This window comes from Arthrobacter sp. lap29 (assembly GCF_032458965.1).
GTDB classification, from domain to species: domain Bacteria; phylum Actinomycetota; class Actinomycetes; order Actinomycetales; family Micrococcaceae; genus Specibacter; species Specibacter psychrochitiniphilus.
The window spans coordinates 102870-117950 of the sequence record NZ_JAUCEK010000008.1 but is presented as its reverse complement, the minus strand read 5'-3'; the positions used below and the strand labels follow the sequence as shown (position 1 = coordinate 117950).

The 15081-nt window shown below is 62.2% G+C and carries 9 protein-coding genes; 3 read left to right on the top strand and 6 right to left on the bottom strand.

The window, feature by feature from the left end; translation table 11 throughout:
• Positions 1 to 201: 201 nt before the first annotated feature.
• The 3 genes from RY113_RS14120 to RY113_RS14110 form a co-directional block, all read right to left on the bottom strand.
• Complete coding sequence (locus RY113_RS14120) at positions 202 to 1506, bottom strand: alkaline phosphatase family protein (protein WP_315915068.1); 1305 nt, start codon at positions 1504 to 1506, stop codon at positions 202 to 204.
• Positions 1442 to 2122 carry a DUF5998 family protein gene (locus tag RY113_RS14115; RefSeq protein WP_315915066.1) on the bottom strand — a complete coding sequence of 227 codons (681 nt, stop codon included), beginning with the start codon at positions 2120 to 2122 and terminating at the stop codon, positions 1442 to 1444. Before RY113_RS14115 ends, RY113_RS14120 begins: the two co-directional genes overlap by 65 nt.
• Before the next feature lie 77 nt (positions 2123 to 2199).
• Complete coding sequence (locus RY113_RS14110; protein ID WP_315915065.1) at positions 2200 to 4875, bottom strand: GNAT family N-acetyltransferase; 2676 nt, start codon at positions 4873 to 4875, stop codon at positions 2200 to 2202.
• Positions 4876 to 4956: 81 nt separating this feature from the next.
• Between RY113_RS14110 and RY113_RS14105 the strand changes: the two genes are divergently transcribed.
• From RY113_RS14105 to RY113_RS14095, 3 genes are read left to right on the top strand one after another with little or no spacing between them, the layout of a single operon-like run.
• On the top strand, positions 4957 to 7578 hold the full coding sequence (locus tag RY113_RS14105; protein ID WP_315915063.1) for a DNA topoisomerase IV subunit A: 2622 nt from the start codon (positions 4957 to 4959) through the stop codon (positions 7576 to 7578).
• 49 nt (positions 7579 to 7627) lie between these two features.
• Positions 7628 to 8146 carry a DinB family protein gene (locus RY113_RS14100; protein WP_110106087.1) on the top strand — a complete coding sequence of 173 codons (519 nt, stop codon included), beginning with the start codon at positions 7628 to 7630 and terminating at the stop codon, positions 8144 to 8146.
• A 24-nt stretch (positions 8147 to 8170) separates the two neighbouring features.
• Positions 8171 to 9112, top strand: a complete 942-nt coding sequence (locus tag RY113_RS14095) for a hypothetical protein (RefSeq protein WP_315915062.1) — start codon at positions 8171 to 8173, stop codon at positions 9110 to 9112.
• 476 nt (positions 9113 to 9588) lie between these two features.
• On the opposite strand, the gene RY113_RS14090 is transcribed toward RY113_RS14095, so the two are convergent.
• The 3 genes from RY113_RS14090 to cydC form a co-directional block, all read right to left on the bottom strand.
• Positions 9589 to 10491, bottom strand: coding sequence for an alcohol dehydrogenase catalytic domain-containing protein (locus tag RY113_RS14090; RefSeq protein ID WP_315915060.1), 903 nt, complete (start codon positions 10489 to 10491; stop codon positions 9589 to 9591).
• 116 nt (positions 10492 to 10607) lie between these two features.
• Complete coding sequence (locus RY113_RS14085) at positions 10608 to 11639, bottom strand: N-acetyltransferase (protein WP_315915058.1); 1032 nt, start codon at positions 11637 to 11639, stop codon at positions 10608 to 10610.
• A 9-nt stretch (positions 11640 to 11648) separates the two neighbouring features.
• Positions 11649 to 15080 carry a thiol reductant ABC exporter subunit CydC gene (gene cydC, locus RY113_RS14080; protein ID WP_315915057.1) on the bottom strand — a complete coding sequence of 1144 codons (3432 nt, stop codon included), beginning with the start codon at positions 15078 to 15080 and terminating at the stop codon, positions 11649 to 11651.
• Between the last annotated feature and the right edge of the window lies 1 nt (position 15081).

Here is a 15081-nt window from a genome sequence, read left to right as displayed (position 1 = left end):
AGGGTGTGGGTGGGGCCACGCGCCCGAGGGACCCGCTGCGAGCTTGCGAACAGTGTAGTGGCGGAGAGGGTGTGGGTGGGGCCACGCGCCCGAGGGACCCGCTGCGAGCTTGCGCGTGACGGGTTGGCGGACGGGGTGTGGGTGGGGCCACGCGCCCGAGGGACCCGCTGCGAGCTTGCGAACAGTGGGAGGGCGTGGGGACTAGCGGCGTTTGCCCTTGGCCTTTTTCTCTGTGACCGGGATCCGCAGTAGCGGCACTTCCCTTTCGGCTTTGGTGATGGAGCCGTGCTGGCCAACCACTCCCATGGCTTGGACGCGAACGCGGCGCAGATCATAGAATGCCACTGATTCACGGGCCAGGACCAGCACGTCACCAATGCGTGCGCTGACGCTCTCGCTCACTGTGCCAAAGTAACCTGCCGTGATGGCTTGTTCCTTGGTCAGTACCCATGCTTTGTTCCGGAAGTGTTCCAGCCAGGCAGCCACGAGCCGGTCCCGGCTTTCCTCGGTTGTTTCGGGTTCAAGGTACAAGTGGACCATCCGGGGTTCCCCGGCGGTGTGACGGACGTTCTCCACCAAGTCCGGGAAAACAGAATAGTCAATCCGGTCTGAGTAGGGGATGTCAATCATCCCGTGATCGGCCGTCAACAGGATCAGGGTGTCCGAAGGCGCCGTTGCCGCTAGACGTTTCATGCCGGCGTCGAGCTCTTCCAATTGCCTCTCCCACTGGGGCGAGTCTGCGCCGTAGGCGTGCCCTGCCTTATCTAGTTCGCTCCAGTAGAGATAGACGAGTGCTTTGGGTGTGGCCGCCAATGCCGCGGCCGCCGCTTCCACTCTCGCGTGGGTGGAGGTGGCGCCCTTGAAGTTGCTTCCTCGCAGGGCCGCGCGTGTCATGGCTGAGTCGGCAAACTTGGGCAGGCTGACGGTGGTGGCTGGTACGTCTTGTGGCAGTGTATGAAAGACTGTTGGAATTGGTTGCCACAGCAGCGGGTCTACGCCACCGTCCCAGTTGCCCAGCAGATTCACCACCTTGTCCTGGCGTGGATCAAGGACGTCATACCCCACCATGCCGTGTTGACCCGGTACTGCCCCCGTACCCAGTGCCGTCAACGAGGTGGCTGTGGTGCTGGGAAATGCAGCGTGAAGGGTACGGGGGTGTTCGCCACCGGAATCGGCGGCCATGACCCCGCGGAGGAACGGCGCATGGGAGGCGCGCTTCTTTAGCAGTGACTTCCCCAACCCATCGACCAAGACCACGCAGATCCGCCGGGCAGTGGGCAGTCTCAACACGTTGTTGTAGGACTCCGCGCCAAGCACGGCAGCGGCACTGGTCAGGACATCACCAATGCTGGCTTTGCCGTACTCGGGTGCGGCCGGCAATGTTGGCTGGCTGGCAAGGAGGGATTTGCTGGTGAGCGTGGTCTCGGGGACACCCACGGCGTTATCGGCGGTGATGGGAGCGAGCCAATCGTGCGCCGAAGGCAGGGAACCGGCCGGGTCCCGCATCGAGATGAGCTGGCGTACCGGTCCTGGTGTTCACGGCACGCAGGGCGCGGGCGAAGGCTTTGGCATCCGCCACGGCCTGCAGGCCCTCAGCCTCGGCGCTGATGCGCAAGGCGATGTCTTCCTGGGCGATGCTTCCCGAGTAGCCATGGTCGGCATCGCATTCGGCGTCCCCGCACGACGCCGGTCCCATTTCCACCCGCTGGCCCCCGGACCAGGCAATTGACAAGGTCAGCTCACGGGCCTGATCGGAGCTTCTGTAATCCTGAGGTTGAGCGTAAATGTAGCTCAGTACCACCGATTTGATCTGGCTGACGGGAACCGACTCCGTGGAGACCTGTGCCACCATCTGCTCTCCAGAGTCATCTAGCTGGTGATCATCAACGTGCGTGATCACCAACATTTCTGGGGTCAGTACCAAAACGGTAATGTGCCGGTGCACTTCAGTACGGTCAAAGTGGGTTTCCAGATGTACCAGGTGGGACAGCGGCTCCTGATTATCCAAAGCATCATTGACCACGTCGGCAACCAGCCGGGGATAAAAACCAGAGCGCTGTAACGCTGATTCCAAATCGCGGCCCTTGATGTTGGCCGGTACACCTGCTCCAAAGCTGTTCATGGTCCTTATTTTCGCACTTTGCACGGAGCGTTGCGAACTGACGCCGTGAAACTGCTCAACACCGTGGAATTAACCACCTAGGACCTCATGGCGCGTCTGGCACTGTCAGTGCGTTGGGCGGAGTTTCCGATCCGCACGTCCACGGCCAACACGGTCACCGTGGTGGGTCCCACAAGGATGGGTTTGAATTCTATGAGCGCCACTTCTGGATGTTCATCCTTGAGCATGGCAACACGCGCCACCAAGTCTTCCAAGGCAGAAATATTTCCTGCTGGCAGCCCCTCATAGCCGAAAAGTTTCACGGCGGCCCTGGGCGAGCGGATCAGGTCCGCCGAGTCACAGGCGGAAAGGGGCGGCACCCTGTGCGCCCAGTCATCGAGGAGGTTGACGGCGTCCCCGGACAAGCCGAAGGAAACCACCGGTCCCAACAATGGATCTTCAATGGCGCGCAGTGTGCATGACTGCCCCACTTCTGCCATGCTCTGTACTTCCAAGTTTTTCTCACCGTATGGTTCAAGAAATTTGCGCATTTGCACAATATTGCGGCGCAGCGAATCCGCGTTTTCAATATTGATCCGTACACCTCCCAAATCCAGGCGGTGGCGCAGACTCGGATCTAAGGTCTTGATCGCGACAGGCCAGCCCAGACGTTCGGCGCCGGCCACAGCCTGGTCTTCGCTACCGAACGGCACGGACTCTAAGACCTCAATGCCGTAATGACCCAGGAGTTCCCGGGCCTGATCGGTGCTGAGGGTGCGCAGTTGCGCGCCGGCAACGTCCTTTAGCCACGTATCCAGCAGGGCTTCAGCAGCCTGTGGGTTGACGCCGGCGGGTGGCTCAAAAACGGATGATTCCAGTGTTAGCCAGTGAGCATAACGCGTGACCGCAGCCAGTGCCGCTATGGCTGCTCCGGGATTGGAAAACGCTGGCAGCGCCCCGGACATTTGCCGGTTCACGTGAATACTCACATCCACAATCCCAGTAAACACGGCAAGGACGGGTTTACCGGATTCCTCCGAACAGGCCTGCAGCGTCTTGGCGATGGTGTCCACGGGAAGCCCCACCACGGGCAAGAGCGTCACTATGGCCGAATCGGCACCCTTCTTCCCCAGAGCTGCCAGAACGGTCCTCTTGAGCAGAGGCAAAGCCCGCGACTGGCCAATGTCCAGCTCCAGAGCCGCCTGCATCTCCACCACCGTGAGCCCGTTCTCCTCGGCTGCATCAGCCACCACTGTGCCGAGAGCCCCGGAATTGGAAAGAATCGCCAGTCCCGGCCCCTTGGGCAGCGGCTGCCCCACCATGATCTGCGCCACATCGGAAAGTTCTTCAATGGTGTTCACCCGAACCACGCCGGACTGCCTGAGCATGGCGTCCAGGGCGCCAGCCGGGGCCTGGGTGGTACGCACGGCGTGCCCCGGAGGAAGACGCAAGCCAATGGAATCCGACTTCGCTACAATGACAGGTTTACTGCGGGCCAGACGGCGCGAAATACGAGAAAATTTGCGCGGATTTCCAATGGATTCAAGGTACAGGGCGCACACAGTGGTGTTGGGGTCATCTTCCCAGAACTGCATCATGTCATTGCCCGAAACATCCGCCCTGTTTCCGGCGGACAACACGGTGGACATGCCCAGGCTGCGCCTGCTCAGGGAGGCGAAGAGGGAGATCCCCAGCGCCGCTGATTGGGTGAACACTCCGAGGCCGCCCTGCGTGGGCAGTTCTGGCGCCATGGAGGCATTGAGCAAAACGGCGGGGTCGGTGTTGGCCAGGCCCAACGACGCCGGCCCCACCAGCCTCATGCCGTTGGCTCGGGCCTGGCGCACCAGGTCCCGCTGCCGCGCAAGGCCGCGTTCGCCGTCGTCCCCGAAACCTGCCGTGGCAATGACCAGGCCCCGCACCCCTGCACGACCGCACTGTTCAATGACGCCGGGCACCTGATCGTAGGGGACGGCAATGACGGCCAAGTCCACAGGCCCGGGAACCTGGGCAATACTGCCGTAGGGCATCATGCCCGAAACCTCCAGCGCATCCTGGTTGACAGCATAGACGGCGCCCGTGAACTTACCTTCGATCACATGCTCCAGTAGTTGCTGACCAACACTGCCCCACTCCCGGCTGGCCCCAATCACAGCCACCGAGGTGGGTGCTACCAACCCGGCGACGCTGAGCGCCTCGGCCCGGTGTTCGCGAGATGCCATGACGGCCCGGGATTTTTCTGTGGGGTCAATATCGAATGACAAGGAGACCACGCCGTCATCAAAGTGCCGCCGCACCTCATAACCGGCCTCAGAAAATACCTGCATCATTTTCCGGTTCTCGGGCAGGACCTCGGCGGAAAACTTATCGATCCCGTTTTCGCGGGCCGCAGCGGCCAAGTGTTCCAATAGGATAGAGCCTAGGCCACGGCCTTGATGCGCGTCCGAGACGTTGAAGGCCACTTCTGCCTCGGTGGGCTCATTCAAGCGGTCATAGCGGCCGATGCCGATGATTTCCCCGCCGCGGGTGATCACAAAGGCCACACGGTCGTGATAGTCCAGCTCCGTGAAACGGCGCAGCTCCTTGGCCGTAAGTTTGGACTTGTAAGTGAAAAAACGCAGGTAAATGGAGTTTTGCGATTGCGCCATGTGGAAAGTCTGGACGGCCTGCGCATCATCTGCCCGCATGGGACGCAAATGTCCTGTGCCCCCATCGCGAAGAACAACATCGGCTTCCCAATGGGCCGGATATTCGGGCGCTAGCTCTGGCTTCACCATAGAATCACTGTACCGACATGATGCCTGTTTTGGCGTGCATGCCACCCGCAACACCCAGTTAGAAAAGGAATCACCGCCACCATGGCCAAGCGCCAACCCCCTGCAGCAGATGACTTCGTTGAGAACATTGTTGACATTGATGTTTCCAATGAGATGGAAAGTTCCTTCCTGGAGTACGCCTATTCGGTGATTTACTCCCGTGCGCTCCCCGATGCGCGGGACGGTCTGAAGCCTGTGCAAAGGCGCATTCTGTACATGATGACCGAGATGGGTCTGCGCCCGGAAAAGGGGCATGTGAAAAGTGCCCGCGTGGTGGGCGAGGTCATGGGCAAGCTGCACCCGCACGGTGACTCGGCCATTTACGACACCATGGTGCGCATGGCGCAGGACTTCTCCTTGCGCCTGCCCCTCATTGACGGCCACGGCAACTTTGGCTCGCTCGACGACGGCCCCGCCGCCCCCCGCTACACCGAGGCCCGGCTGGCCGCGGCGGCCCTGACCCTGACCGGCAACCTGGATGAAGATGTTGTGGACTTTGTGCCCAACTATGACAACCAGATGATGCAACCCTCCGTACTCCCGGCCGCTTATCCGAATCTTCTGGTCAACGGGGCCAGCGGTATCGCTGTGGGTATGGCAACCAACATGGCCCCGCACAACCTGGTAGAAGTCATTGCCGCAGCCAGGCACCTGATTGAGCACCCGGACGCCACTCTTGAGGACGTCATGGCCTATGTGCCGGGTCCCGATCTGCCCTCCGGCGGGCGCATTGTGGGGTTGCAGGGTATTCGCGATGCGTACGCAACGGGCCGCGGCTCCTTCAAGATGCGCGCCAAGATCGCCGTTGAACAGCTTTCCCCACGCAAGGTGGGCCTGGTAGTCACCGAACTGCCGTACCTGGTGGGCCCGGAAAAGGTCAGGGAAAAGCTCAAGGACGCCCGCAATAACAACAAAGTAGTGGGCGTGGCAGATTTCATTGATCTCTCCGACCGCAAGCATGGGCTGCGTCTGGTCATTGAAATCAAGAACGGCTTCAACCCCGCCGCGGTCATGGAGCAGCTATACAAGTTCACACCGCTGGAGGAGTCCTTCGGCATCAACAACGTGTGCCTGGTGGACGGTCAGCCGCAAACTCTGGGTCTACTGCCGCTACTGCAGGTCTTTGTCAGCCACCGTATTGACGTGGTTCGCCGCCGCACCGCCTTCCGTCTGGGCAAGAAACAGGCCCGCCTGCACATTGTTGAGGGCATGCTCATTGCGATCGTGGACATTGACGAGGTCATCCAGATCATCCGTACCTCGGATGAAGTGGCTAACGCCCGCGAACGGCTCATGGCCGTCTATGACCTCTCCGAGATTCAGGCCAACTACATTCTTGACCTGCAACTGCGCCGCCTGACGCGTTTTTCCATGGTGGAGCTGGAATCCGAGCGGGACGATCTACGCCGCGAAATTGCCGCCCTTGAGGAAATTCTGGCCTCAGAAGCGGTCCTGCACCGGCTGGTTTCCGATGAACTTGGCGAGGTTGCCGCCAAGCATGGCACTCCCCGGCGAACTGTGCTGTTGGAATCAGAGGCCCTGGCACCGTCCGTGGCGAAGGCACTGGCTGCCGGACTTGGCTCCAAAGCTGGCAAGGCCGCCCCGTTGGCCCTGGAAATTGCCGACGACCCCACCTGGGTGTTGCTGAGCGCCACGGGCCAAATTGCCCGCACGGCCACAGCGGATCCGCTCGTGGAATCAGGGGGCCGCAGCAAGCATGATGTGTTCACCTCGGTATTCAAAACCACTGCCCGCGCAGAAATTGGCGCCCTGACCTCGCTGGGACGGATGCTGCGCCTGCAAGTGGTTGATATGCCGGTGCTGCCGCCCACCGCGGCCCTGCCCAACTTAGCTGGTGGGGTGCCCGCCAAGGACTTCATCACCTTAACCAAGGGTGAAACACTGGTGGGCTTTGTGCCGTTGAACGCCGTCTTTGCGGTGGGCACGGCGGCGGGCGTGGTTAAACGGGTCACACCCGAGTACCCGCTGAACCGCGATGAGTGGGAGTACATCTCTCTCAAACCCAAGGACTACGTGGTGGGTGCCGGGATTTCCACGGAACACGAGGACCTGGTCTTCATCACCCGCGGTGCCCAGCTGCTGCGCTACAGTGCAGCCAATGTCCGTCCGCAGGGGCGGACCGCCGGTGGCATGGCCGGGATCAAGCTGGGGGTCAATGACGCCGTACTTTCCTTCGGGGTCCTTTCCCCTGCCGATCCGGACGCCGTGGTGGTGACGGTCTCGGGTGGGCAGGACGCTTTGCCGGGAACACCCTCGGGCTCGGCCAAGGTCACCGCACTCTCCGAGTATCCGAGCAAGGGACGTGCCACGGCCGGTGTGCGTGCACACCGGTTCTTGAAGGGCGAGGACCACCTATTGGTGGCATGGGCAGGTCACGGCCCGGCGAAGGCCTCCTCAAGTTCTGGCGTGGCGCGGGCACTTCCCGTAGAACACGGGCACCGGGACGGTTCAGGTGTCCCGTTGACCGCTGGCATTGACCTGCTCGGTCCTAGTATTTCCACGCACGACGCCGGCCTGCCGCCAACCCTGCCCGCGGCCCCTCCCACAGTGAGTAGCCCGGCAACGGCACCGCCACCACCACTGCGTGATCCCAAACCCATCCCAGACTCCACCCAGGAAGCGTTTGAACTGCCGTTGGACTGATGCCGACCCATTTGCGCACCCCGCCATGGCCCCAGCCTAGACTGGGGCCATGGCAATCATTCCAGATGACAAAGATTGGACCTGGGTCTTGGATCGCCCCTGTCCAGAGTGTAATTTCAGTGCGTCAAAGGCCACTCCTGCAACGGCTGCAACCATGGTGCCCGCGCTGCTGCCTCGGTGGGAGGCAGCACTCCAGCGTGCCGGTGCCGAGGAACGCAGTGACCCTGGCAAATGGTCGGTGCTGGAATACGGCGCCCATGTTCGGGACGTCTTTGAGGTGTTCACCTCGAGGCTGGAACTCATGCTCCGTGAGGACAACCCCACCTTTGCAAACTGGGACCAAGACCAGGCCGCTCTTGACGGCAACTATGAGGCACTGGATCCGGCCGAGGTAGCAGCAGATCTTACCCAGAACGGTCTCGATGCGGCAGCCGCCTTTGGTGCTGTCACACCAGAGCAGTGGGACCGCAGAGGGCGCCGCAGCAACGGGTCAGAGTTCACCGTAGTCACAATCAGCGGCTACTTCCTGCACGATCTGGTCCACCACTTGCATGACATCGACGCCTGAACCGCCGGACGCAGGGAGCCCCAGATGCATCTTCACAGGAGGGACTTCACTCCGCCGCCGCCGAACCTGACAGATCAGGCATCGTTGCAACGAACATACCGCTACCTGCGGCTGGGCGTTGGCGGAACTGTGGTGCTCATTTTTGTTGCCGTCGCCGTCGCCATGGTCCAGGTGGGGGTGTTGTCCTCGGTCAGTGCCTACTTCTACACACCGGCCCGCACCGTTTTTGTGGGTGCCTTGATTGCTGCGTCACTGGGATTGCTGGCCATTTCCGGTACGGGACTCGAGCGGGCCCTGCTGGTCGCGGCCGGGTTGCTGGCACCCCTGATCGCTCTCGTCCCAACACCCCTGATCCCAGGATCAGTTCCAGGGATCGCCATCGATTGCGTGCCGGGGAACAGCTGTGTGCCCTCTGCTTACCGTCCCGACGTTGCGAATGGAATCTCCACCTACCTTGTAGTCAGTGTGGTCATGGTGGTTGCCGCGTTCTTCATTTTCAAGGGTCGCAACCACGAATTTCAGGCCGTCCGGAGCTCGCTGCTCGCGGCGAGCGGTCTGCTGCTCTTGGTGGCACTGATGTGGGTGTTGGCCCGGGACGCGTTCCTGCAGTACACACACGTCACGGCCGCGATCGTGTTCTTCCTTGCGATCGGTACCGTTGCCGTGGCCAAAGCCTTCGAACACCACCACGGCATCCGGCCCACTAAGGAGTATCAGCGGCTGTACTGGCTCATTGCCGCAGGTTTCCTGCTCGACGCCGTGGTTGCCATTGCCGTCATCTCCGGCGGCTGGCTTGAAGCTTTAGCGGTGCCCCCGGTTCTGGTCTGCGAACTCGTAGCTCTGGCCCTGTTCCTGCTGTACTGGATTTTGCAATCTTTCCCCCGGTGGGATGCGCAGAACCCGGAACTGGTCTTCCCCGGTTCACTCATTGCGGCGAAGATGGGTCAACAGGGCCGCTCTCTGTGAGTGGCCCGCAGGGCCGCGCAATGTGAGGTACTCCATTCCTTGTGCACCTCCGTTGCCGCTAGGGAGGAACCCTGTACGGGACGCCGTGGTGATGATGCAGTAGTGATGCAGGCTTCCGGTTCCTTGAAGAGATTGGTGTCAGTGGGTGATTCAACCAAGACAAGGTGTGTCAAGGATCTGGGACGTTGCTTATGTGTTCCGGGATTATGCGTCCATACCGGACCCATCATCATGCGCAGTTTCCCGTGGGCGAAGGCTGGTCTCGGGCCAGAGCTGGATCAAGTAGTGCTTGCCTGGGGGTGCGGCGAGCCTGTATCCGCCGTAGTCCTCACCTCGGCCCCGCCAGCCACCGGGCCGGTGTTCAAGACGTGGTAGACCGGGGAAGGGTCAAGCAGGGGGCAGAAAAAATTGGTGGTGGCAAGCCTCCGCCGCCAATTCTTCTTGTCCTCCCTTTCTGGCTTGCACGCGAACAGCAGCTACGGAGTGAGCAGGACCTTGATGGCCCGCCGCTGATCCATGGCGCGGTAAGCTTCCGCCGCGTCCGCCAGTGGAAGCATGAGGTCAAATACCCGCCCGGGGTTGATCTTCCGTGCCCAGATCAGCTCGATCAGTTCGGGCAGGCAGCGGCGCACGGGTGCGGGGCCGCCATGCAGGTGAATGCCGGAGAGGAATAGTTCCTGGCCGGAGAGTTCCACGTCGTGGGAGACACCGACATAGCCGACATGCCCGCCGGGGCGGGTGGCGCGAATGGCCTGCATCATGGACTCCTGGGTGCCGACGGCTTCGATGACCGAATGTGCCCCGGACCCGCCGGTGACAATGTCTGTGGCCCCAAACTCGCGGGCCATCTCCTGCCGGTCGGCGTGCCGTGACATGGCAATGATTCTCGTGGCACCGAGTTGACTGGCCGCGAGAATACCGAGCGGGCCGAGGGCACCGTCCCCAACCACCAACAGCAACGGGACCAAATAGGCGTCGGGCATGCCCGGCGTGGCTACCAAGGTGCTGTCCGTCCAGGGGATGCGGGCGTATTCGGCCTGCGTGCCAATCCCACCCATACCCTCTCCATGAACACACCGAGATTGGTAGCAGGCCTGGCAAGTCTCGCACGTATTGTCCGAGGCCATGAAGGAACCCACAACGAAATCGCCCGGTTTGGTGTTTTTGACGTCCGCCCCAATTTCCTCCACCACACCCACATACTCGTGGCCCATGGGAGCGTCGTGTACCTCGTGGGCGCCGCGGTAGGGCCATAGGTCCGATCCGCAGACGCAGCTCGCGGTCACCTTGATGATCGCATCGGTAGCCTCAACAATGGTGGGGTTCTCACGTTCGGCGATGCGGATCTCTCCGGGGGCGGCCATGATTACTGCGCGCATGGTGGTTTTCTCCTTGTGAAGTGGTTTGGTCTTCCCTTCAAGGACACCACTGTTTGCGCTGGTGCAAAAGACCCTCGTGGCAGTGAATTGCGCGGAACGCGCACAGGCCCGAGTAGTCAGGTCCCGAGTAGTTTGTCCCAGACCATGGTGCGGCGCACCGGCTGGTAGCCCATGCTCTCATACAGCCTGAGCGCTCCGGAGGGGTTCTCCGTGTCCACATCCAGTGCGGCACGGTCCAAACCTGCTTGCACAAAACGTCTCATGGCGTCGGCCAGCAGTGCCGGGGCGATCCCGCGCCCGCGCCACTCCCGGCGCACACCGAGCAGTTCGGTGTACCCCTCACCGCCATGCCCGGGACGTAAATCCCCCGGGTCAACCGTTACCAGCTGGTATCCGGCTACTTCACCGGTGGTGTTGTCCACGGCAACCGTACACAAGTCTTGGCGCAGGTGTTCGTGCCGCATTTCCACGGCCCACCGTTCCTGAGTGCGCGGCTCAGAACCCCAATGATCAGCGAAGGCCTCATTATGCGCCAGCCGCACAGCCTCGCTGAGCTCATCGGTCAACGGCGTGATGGTGATCCCTTCAGGAGCCTGCACGGCAGGCAGGTCAAGCAAGGGCCGTTGCATCTGCGAGTAGTACCTCACCACAGAGTAACCGGCACCGGCAAGCAAGGCCCGTTGCCCCACATTGTCCTCTTCTACGTGGTTGCGCACCTTGGGTACCCGCGGATCGGGGGCTTGAACGTTATCGAGGACCAGAGCGTTGTCAACCGCAAAGCGTGCGGCAGCCTGGGCTTCCTGCCAGGCAAGCAAGGCCGCCCCCACGCCGCGCCGGCGCCACAGCGGATCCACGCCGCCTTGGACATTGGCTTTGTCCCCGGCAGGGTTCTTGCTCACACCGGCGTAAGCGCGCAGCACGCCGTCCGCGTCCACACCAACCAGAGCATTTTCCGCCACGGGATTGCCCGGATCGGCCAGTGCAGCCTCCAGCTCGGAACGTTGGGCATGCCACGGCGCATTTTCAAACGCCGCAATGCGCTTAACAAGACCCAGCCAAGCATCCACATCGCCTATAAGCGGTGGACGGAACACCAGCCCATCAGCATGCGGGAGGGGAATGTTCGTGCCGGAGGGTTCCTCAATCATCCTCTCAGCCTAAAGGTGAGCACCCGCGCCTTCCAACACAGGCTCCCCCAACCGAAGGTGAGTATCGGCACGTTGGGCAAGGTCGTCGTCGTGCGTCACCAGCACCACGGCGGCACCGCTCAGAGCCGTACGCAAATCATCTATCAGCTCGGCGCCCTCGTCTTGGCCCAGGTGTGCTGTGGGCTCATCGAGGAGTACCACGTCGGCCCCCGCCACGAGCGTGCGGGCCACCGACACGCGGGTCCGCTGCCCGCCGGAGAGGTGGTGCCCACCGGGCCCCACCCGAGTGTCCAGTCCCAGCGGCAGCTCAGCGAGCCACGGGCCCAGCCCCACCGTGTGCAGGACGGCGCGCAGCTGCTCCTCATCAGGGGGTGATGTTGCCGGGCGAGCCAACGCCAAGTTCGAGCGCAAAGTGGAGTTGAACAAGTAGGCGTCCTGCGGGCACCAGGCGATCTTGGTCAGGGTCTTTGGCTCGGCGGGGCGGTTGTTGATCAAATAATGCCCTGATTCATTTTTCAAGAAGCCCAACAACACTGCCAGAAGGGTCGACTTCCCGGAGCCCGAGGGCCCGCTGATGCTCCACCACTTTCCGCGCTGAGTTGTCCCGCTCAAGCCTTCAAAAACAGTGTGCTCGGAGTTGGGGTAGCGGGCGCTGATGTTCTCCACCTCAAGCGTCTGCACTTCAAACTTCGGCGCGTCAAACTTCGGCGCGTCAATCTTCTGCACGTCTTGGCGCCGCACGGCTTCGCCAGGAACAGAACCCACCTGCTGCGAGAATGTCTCTTCAGGGGCCTCCTTCGCGACTTGGACTGTGACGGGAGCATCCAGTAAAGGAAGTGTCCGGCTCATCAAGGCGGCGAGGGCCGGAAGAGAACTGACTGCTTCTATGTATTGGCCCAGCGGCTCAGCCAAGGCAAGCATGAGCAGTGCCGCCACGGCGGCGGCACGGGGGTCAACACCGGCCACAATTGCGCTCAGGGCAGCCGCAATGGCGGCCAGGGAGGTCAACAAGCTGACAAAGCCCTGGCCTAGACCGTCGGCCCCTGCCAGCCGGCGCAGCGGCTTGGCCACAGCAGCATCGGCGTCCCTGAACCGCTGAGCCGCAATGGCACCCACGCCGTTGGCGCTCAAATCGCCGGCAGCAGCAAACAAGGTGGTGGCACGTTCGGCCAACCACACCCGGTGAACAGCAGCCGCGGCCGAGGCGCGCCGCTGGGCGGCAAGTACCAGAACAGGCAGCAGTACCAGTACCAAAACACCCAGTATCAGGACAACGCCAGCAGCTTGCGGAACCAGCAAGAACACGGTCAACAGCACCGCACCATAAGAGATCAGTGCCGAAGGGATGGGTACCACGGCGCGCGGCACGGCGTCGCGCAGTTCATCAACGTCCGCCACCAACGTTCCCAGGGCGCCGCCCGATCGGGTGAGCCTGCCCCAATGCACCACAGAGGAACCCAGTGAGTCCCACAGTTTCAGGCGCAGTTCTGTGGCCCAGCGGAATACTGCATCATGAGTCAGCAGCCGTTCACAATAGCGCAGCAGCGAGCGGCCAATGCCGAAGGCACGGACACCCACAATGAACGTCATCAGGTACAGAATTGGCGGCTGCGCGGAGGCCCACACAATGAGCCATCCGGAAATCCCTGACAGGGCTGCTGCGCTGAGCGTGGCCAGTGCCGAAACTAAAACTCCGGCGGCAAATCGTGGTGAGCGCAGGGGCAGGTGACGCATGTGCCGCCACTGAAAACGCGCCACAGGAACAGCTACTTCGCCTGTATCCACGGCAGCCAAGCCATCGGAAACTTCCACAACATCCACAGACTCCACTATGTTGAGCCCGGAGTCCGGACCGCTGGCGCACAAGAGCGTGCCCAGGAGCTGATCGTGAGTTGCAACAACCACTGCCACATTCCCCCGCAGCCGGGCAAGTTCCCTCCTCACGGCGTGGGCGGAGACGGGGTCAAGATGGGCTGTGGGCTCGTCAAAGAGCGCCAGTTCCACGGCCGGATCCGCAGCAATCCGTGCCAGTGCGCGGGCTACGGCTACCCGGCGCAGTTCCCCCGGGCTGCATTCCAGCACTGGACGGTGGAGTAGATGTACGGCATTGACAGCAGTCAGTGCCGCCACGATGGCGCTGTGGCTAAGGCCCTGGTTGTGAGGAACGCTGGCGTACAGGGCCACTTCCTGAGCCACCGTGGCCTCAGTAAAAGCCGGGTGCTGAGAGACAAAAACGATGGCTGCCGGGTTCCGGATGGCAAGTTCGCCACCAAGGCGTGCCGCACCGGGACCTGTCAGCGGCAGTAAACCTGCCAGCGCGGCAAGGATGGTGGATTTTCCAGTTCCGCTAGGTGTTGCCAACACCAGCGCTTCGCCGGGGGCAAGACTGGCGGTGAATCCGGAAACGGCGGCTTCGGTGCGATCTGGATAGCTGACGGTGAAGTTGTTGGCCTCAAGTACCACGTCCGCGGCGGCCGGTGCCTGGATCGGCTGGGAGGGCGAGGCTGCGCCGAGAATTTCCGTGGAACGGCGCAAGGCCTCCACTCCGTCCTCGCTGCCGTGGTGGGCTGCGCCCAGATCGCGCAGCGGCCGGAAGCACTCCGGGGCGAGCATGAGCGCCAGCAGACCTGCTTCCAAGTCCATGGAACCACTCACCAGCCGCACACCGATGAACACGGCAACTACGGCAACGGAAATGGTGCTGATGAGTTCCAGCGCCATGGAGGAGAGAAAGGCGGTGCGCAAAGTTGCCATGGTGGATTTGCGGTAGCCCTCACAAACGTCCTCCAGTGCCTTGCGTTGAGCGCCGGCGCGGCGCAGGCCCACCAGGACGGGAAGTCCGCGGGCCAGTTCCAGCAGATGGTTCGAGAGCCTGTCCAGGCCGTTGGCAGCCTGTTCCACCCGCTCCTGGGTGTGGAAACCGATCAGGATCATGAACACCGGCACCAGCGGCAAGGTCAGGGCTACGATCAGGGCACTGACCCAGTCTGAGATGAGAATTTGCAGGCCGATCGCCAGCGGCAGTACCGCACAGCTGACAAGTGCAGGCAGGTACGTGGCAAAGTAGTTATCCAGACCGTCCAGTCCACGGCTGGCCAGCATGCCTTCGGCCCCGACGGCCCCACCCTGACCGCCATTGCGCGGGTCAAGGCGGTGGGCCACGAGGTTGGCGCGCAATTCTTCCTTGGCACCGAGCGCTGCGCGGCGGGCTAGAATGGACGCTCCCCACACGGCTGCGCCCAGAAGGATGGCGCCCACACTCCCCTGCACCAGCAACTTGGTGCCATCCAGCGCCTCATGACCAGCCCATTGGGCCAAGGCATGGGCCAGGGCACCCAGGCCCAGAACCAGGGCAACGGCCTTCAGGGCAGCCAAGCCACCCAGACCGGCCAGAGCCAGTTTGGTTGAATTACCAGGAGGGAGTGTGGGGCGCATGCTCATA

What these genes read in the sequence shown, in the direction of transcription:
- RY113_RS14120 (WP_315915068.1), bottom strand. Translation starts at nt 1,506, where the DNA reads ATGCGGGACCCGGCCGGTTCCCTGCCTTCGGCGCACGATTGGCTCGCT.
- RY113_RS14115 (WP_315915066.1), bottom strand. Translation starts at nt 2,122, where the DNA reads ATGAACAGCTTTGGAGCAGGTGTACCGGCCAACATCAAGGGCCGCGAT.
- RY113_RS14110 (WP_315915065.1), bottom strand. Translation starts at nt 4,875, where the DNA reads ATGGTGAAGCCAGAGCTAGCGCCCGAATATCCGGCCCATTGGGAAGCC.
- RY113_RS14105 (WP_315915063.1), top strand. Translation starts at nt 4,957, where the DNA reads ATGGCCAAGCGCCAACCCCCTGCAGCAGATGACTTCGTTGAGAACATT.
- RY113_RS14100 (WP_110106087.1), top strand. Translation starts at nt 7,628, where the DNA reads ATGGCAATCATTCCAGATGACAAAGATTGGACCTGGGTCTTGGATCGC.
- RY113_RS14095 (WP_315915062.1), top strand. Translation starts at nt 8,171, where the DNA reads ATGCATCTTCACAGGAGGGACTTCACTCCGCCGCCGCCGAACCTGACA.
- RY113_RS14090 (WP_315915060.1), bottom strand. Translation starts at nt 10,491, where the DNA reads ATGCGCGCAGTAATCATGGCCGCCCCCGGAGAGATCCGCATCGCCGAA.
- RY113_RS14085 (WP_315915058.1), bottom strand. Translation starts at nt 11,639, where the DNA reads ATGATTGAGGAACCCTCCGGCACGAACATTCCCCTCCCGCATGCTGAT.
- cydC (WP_315915057.1), bottom strand. Translation starts at nt 15,080, where the DNA reads ATGAGCATGCGCCCCACACTCCCTCCTGGTAATTCAACCAAACTGGCT.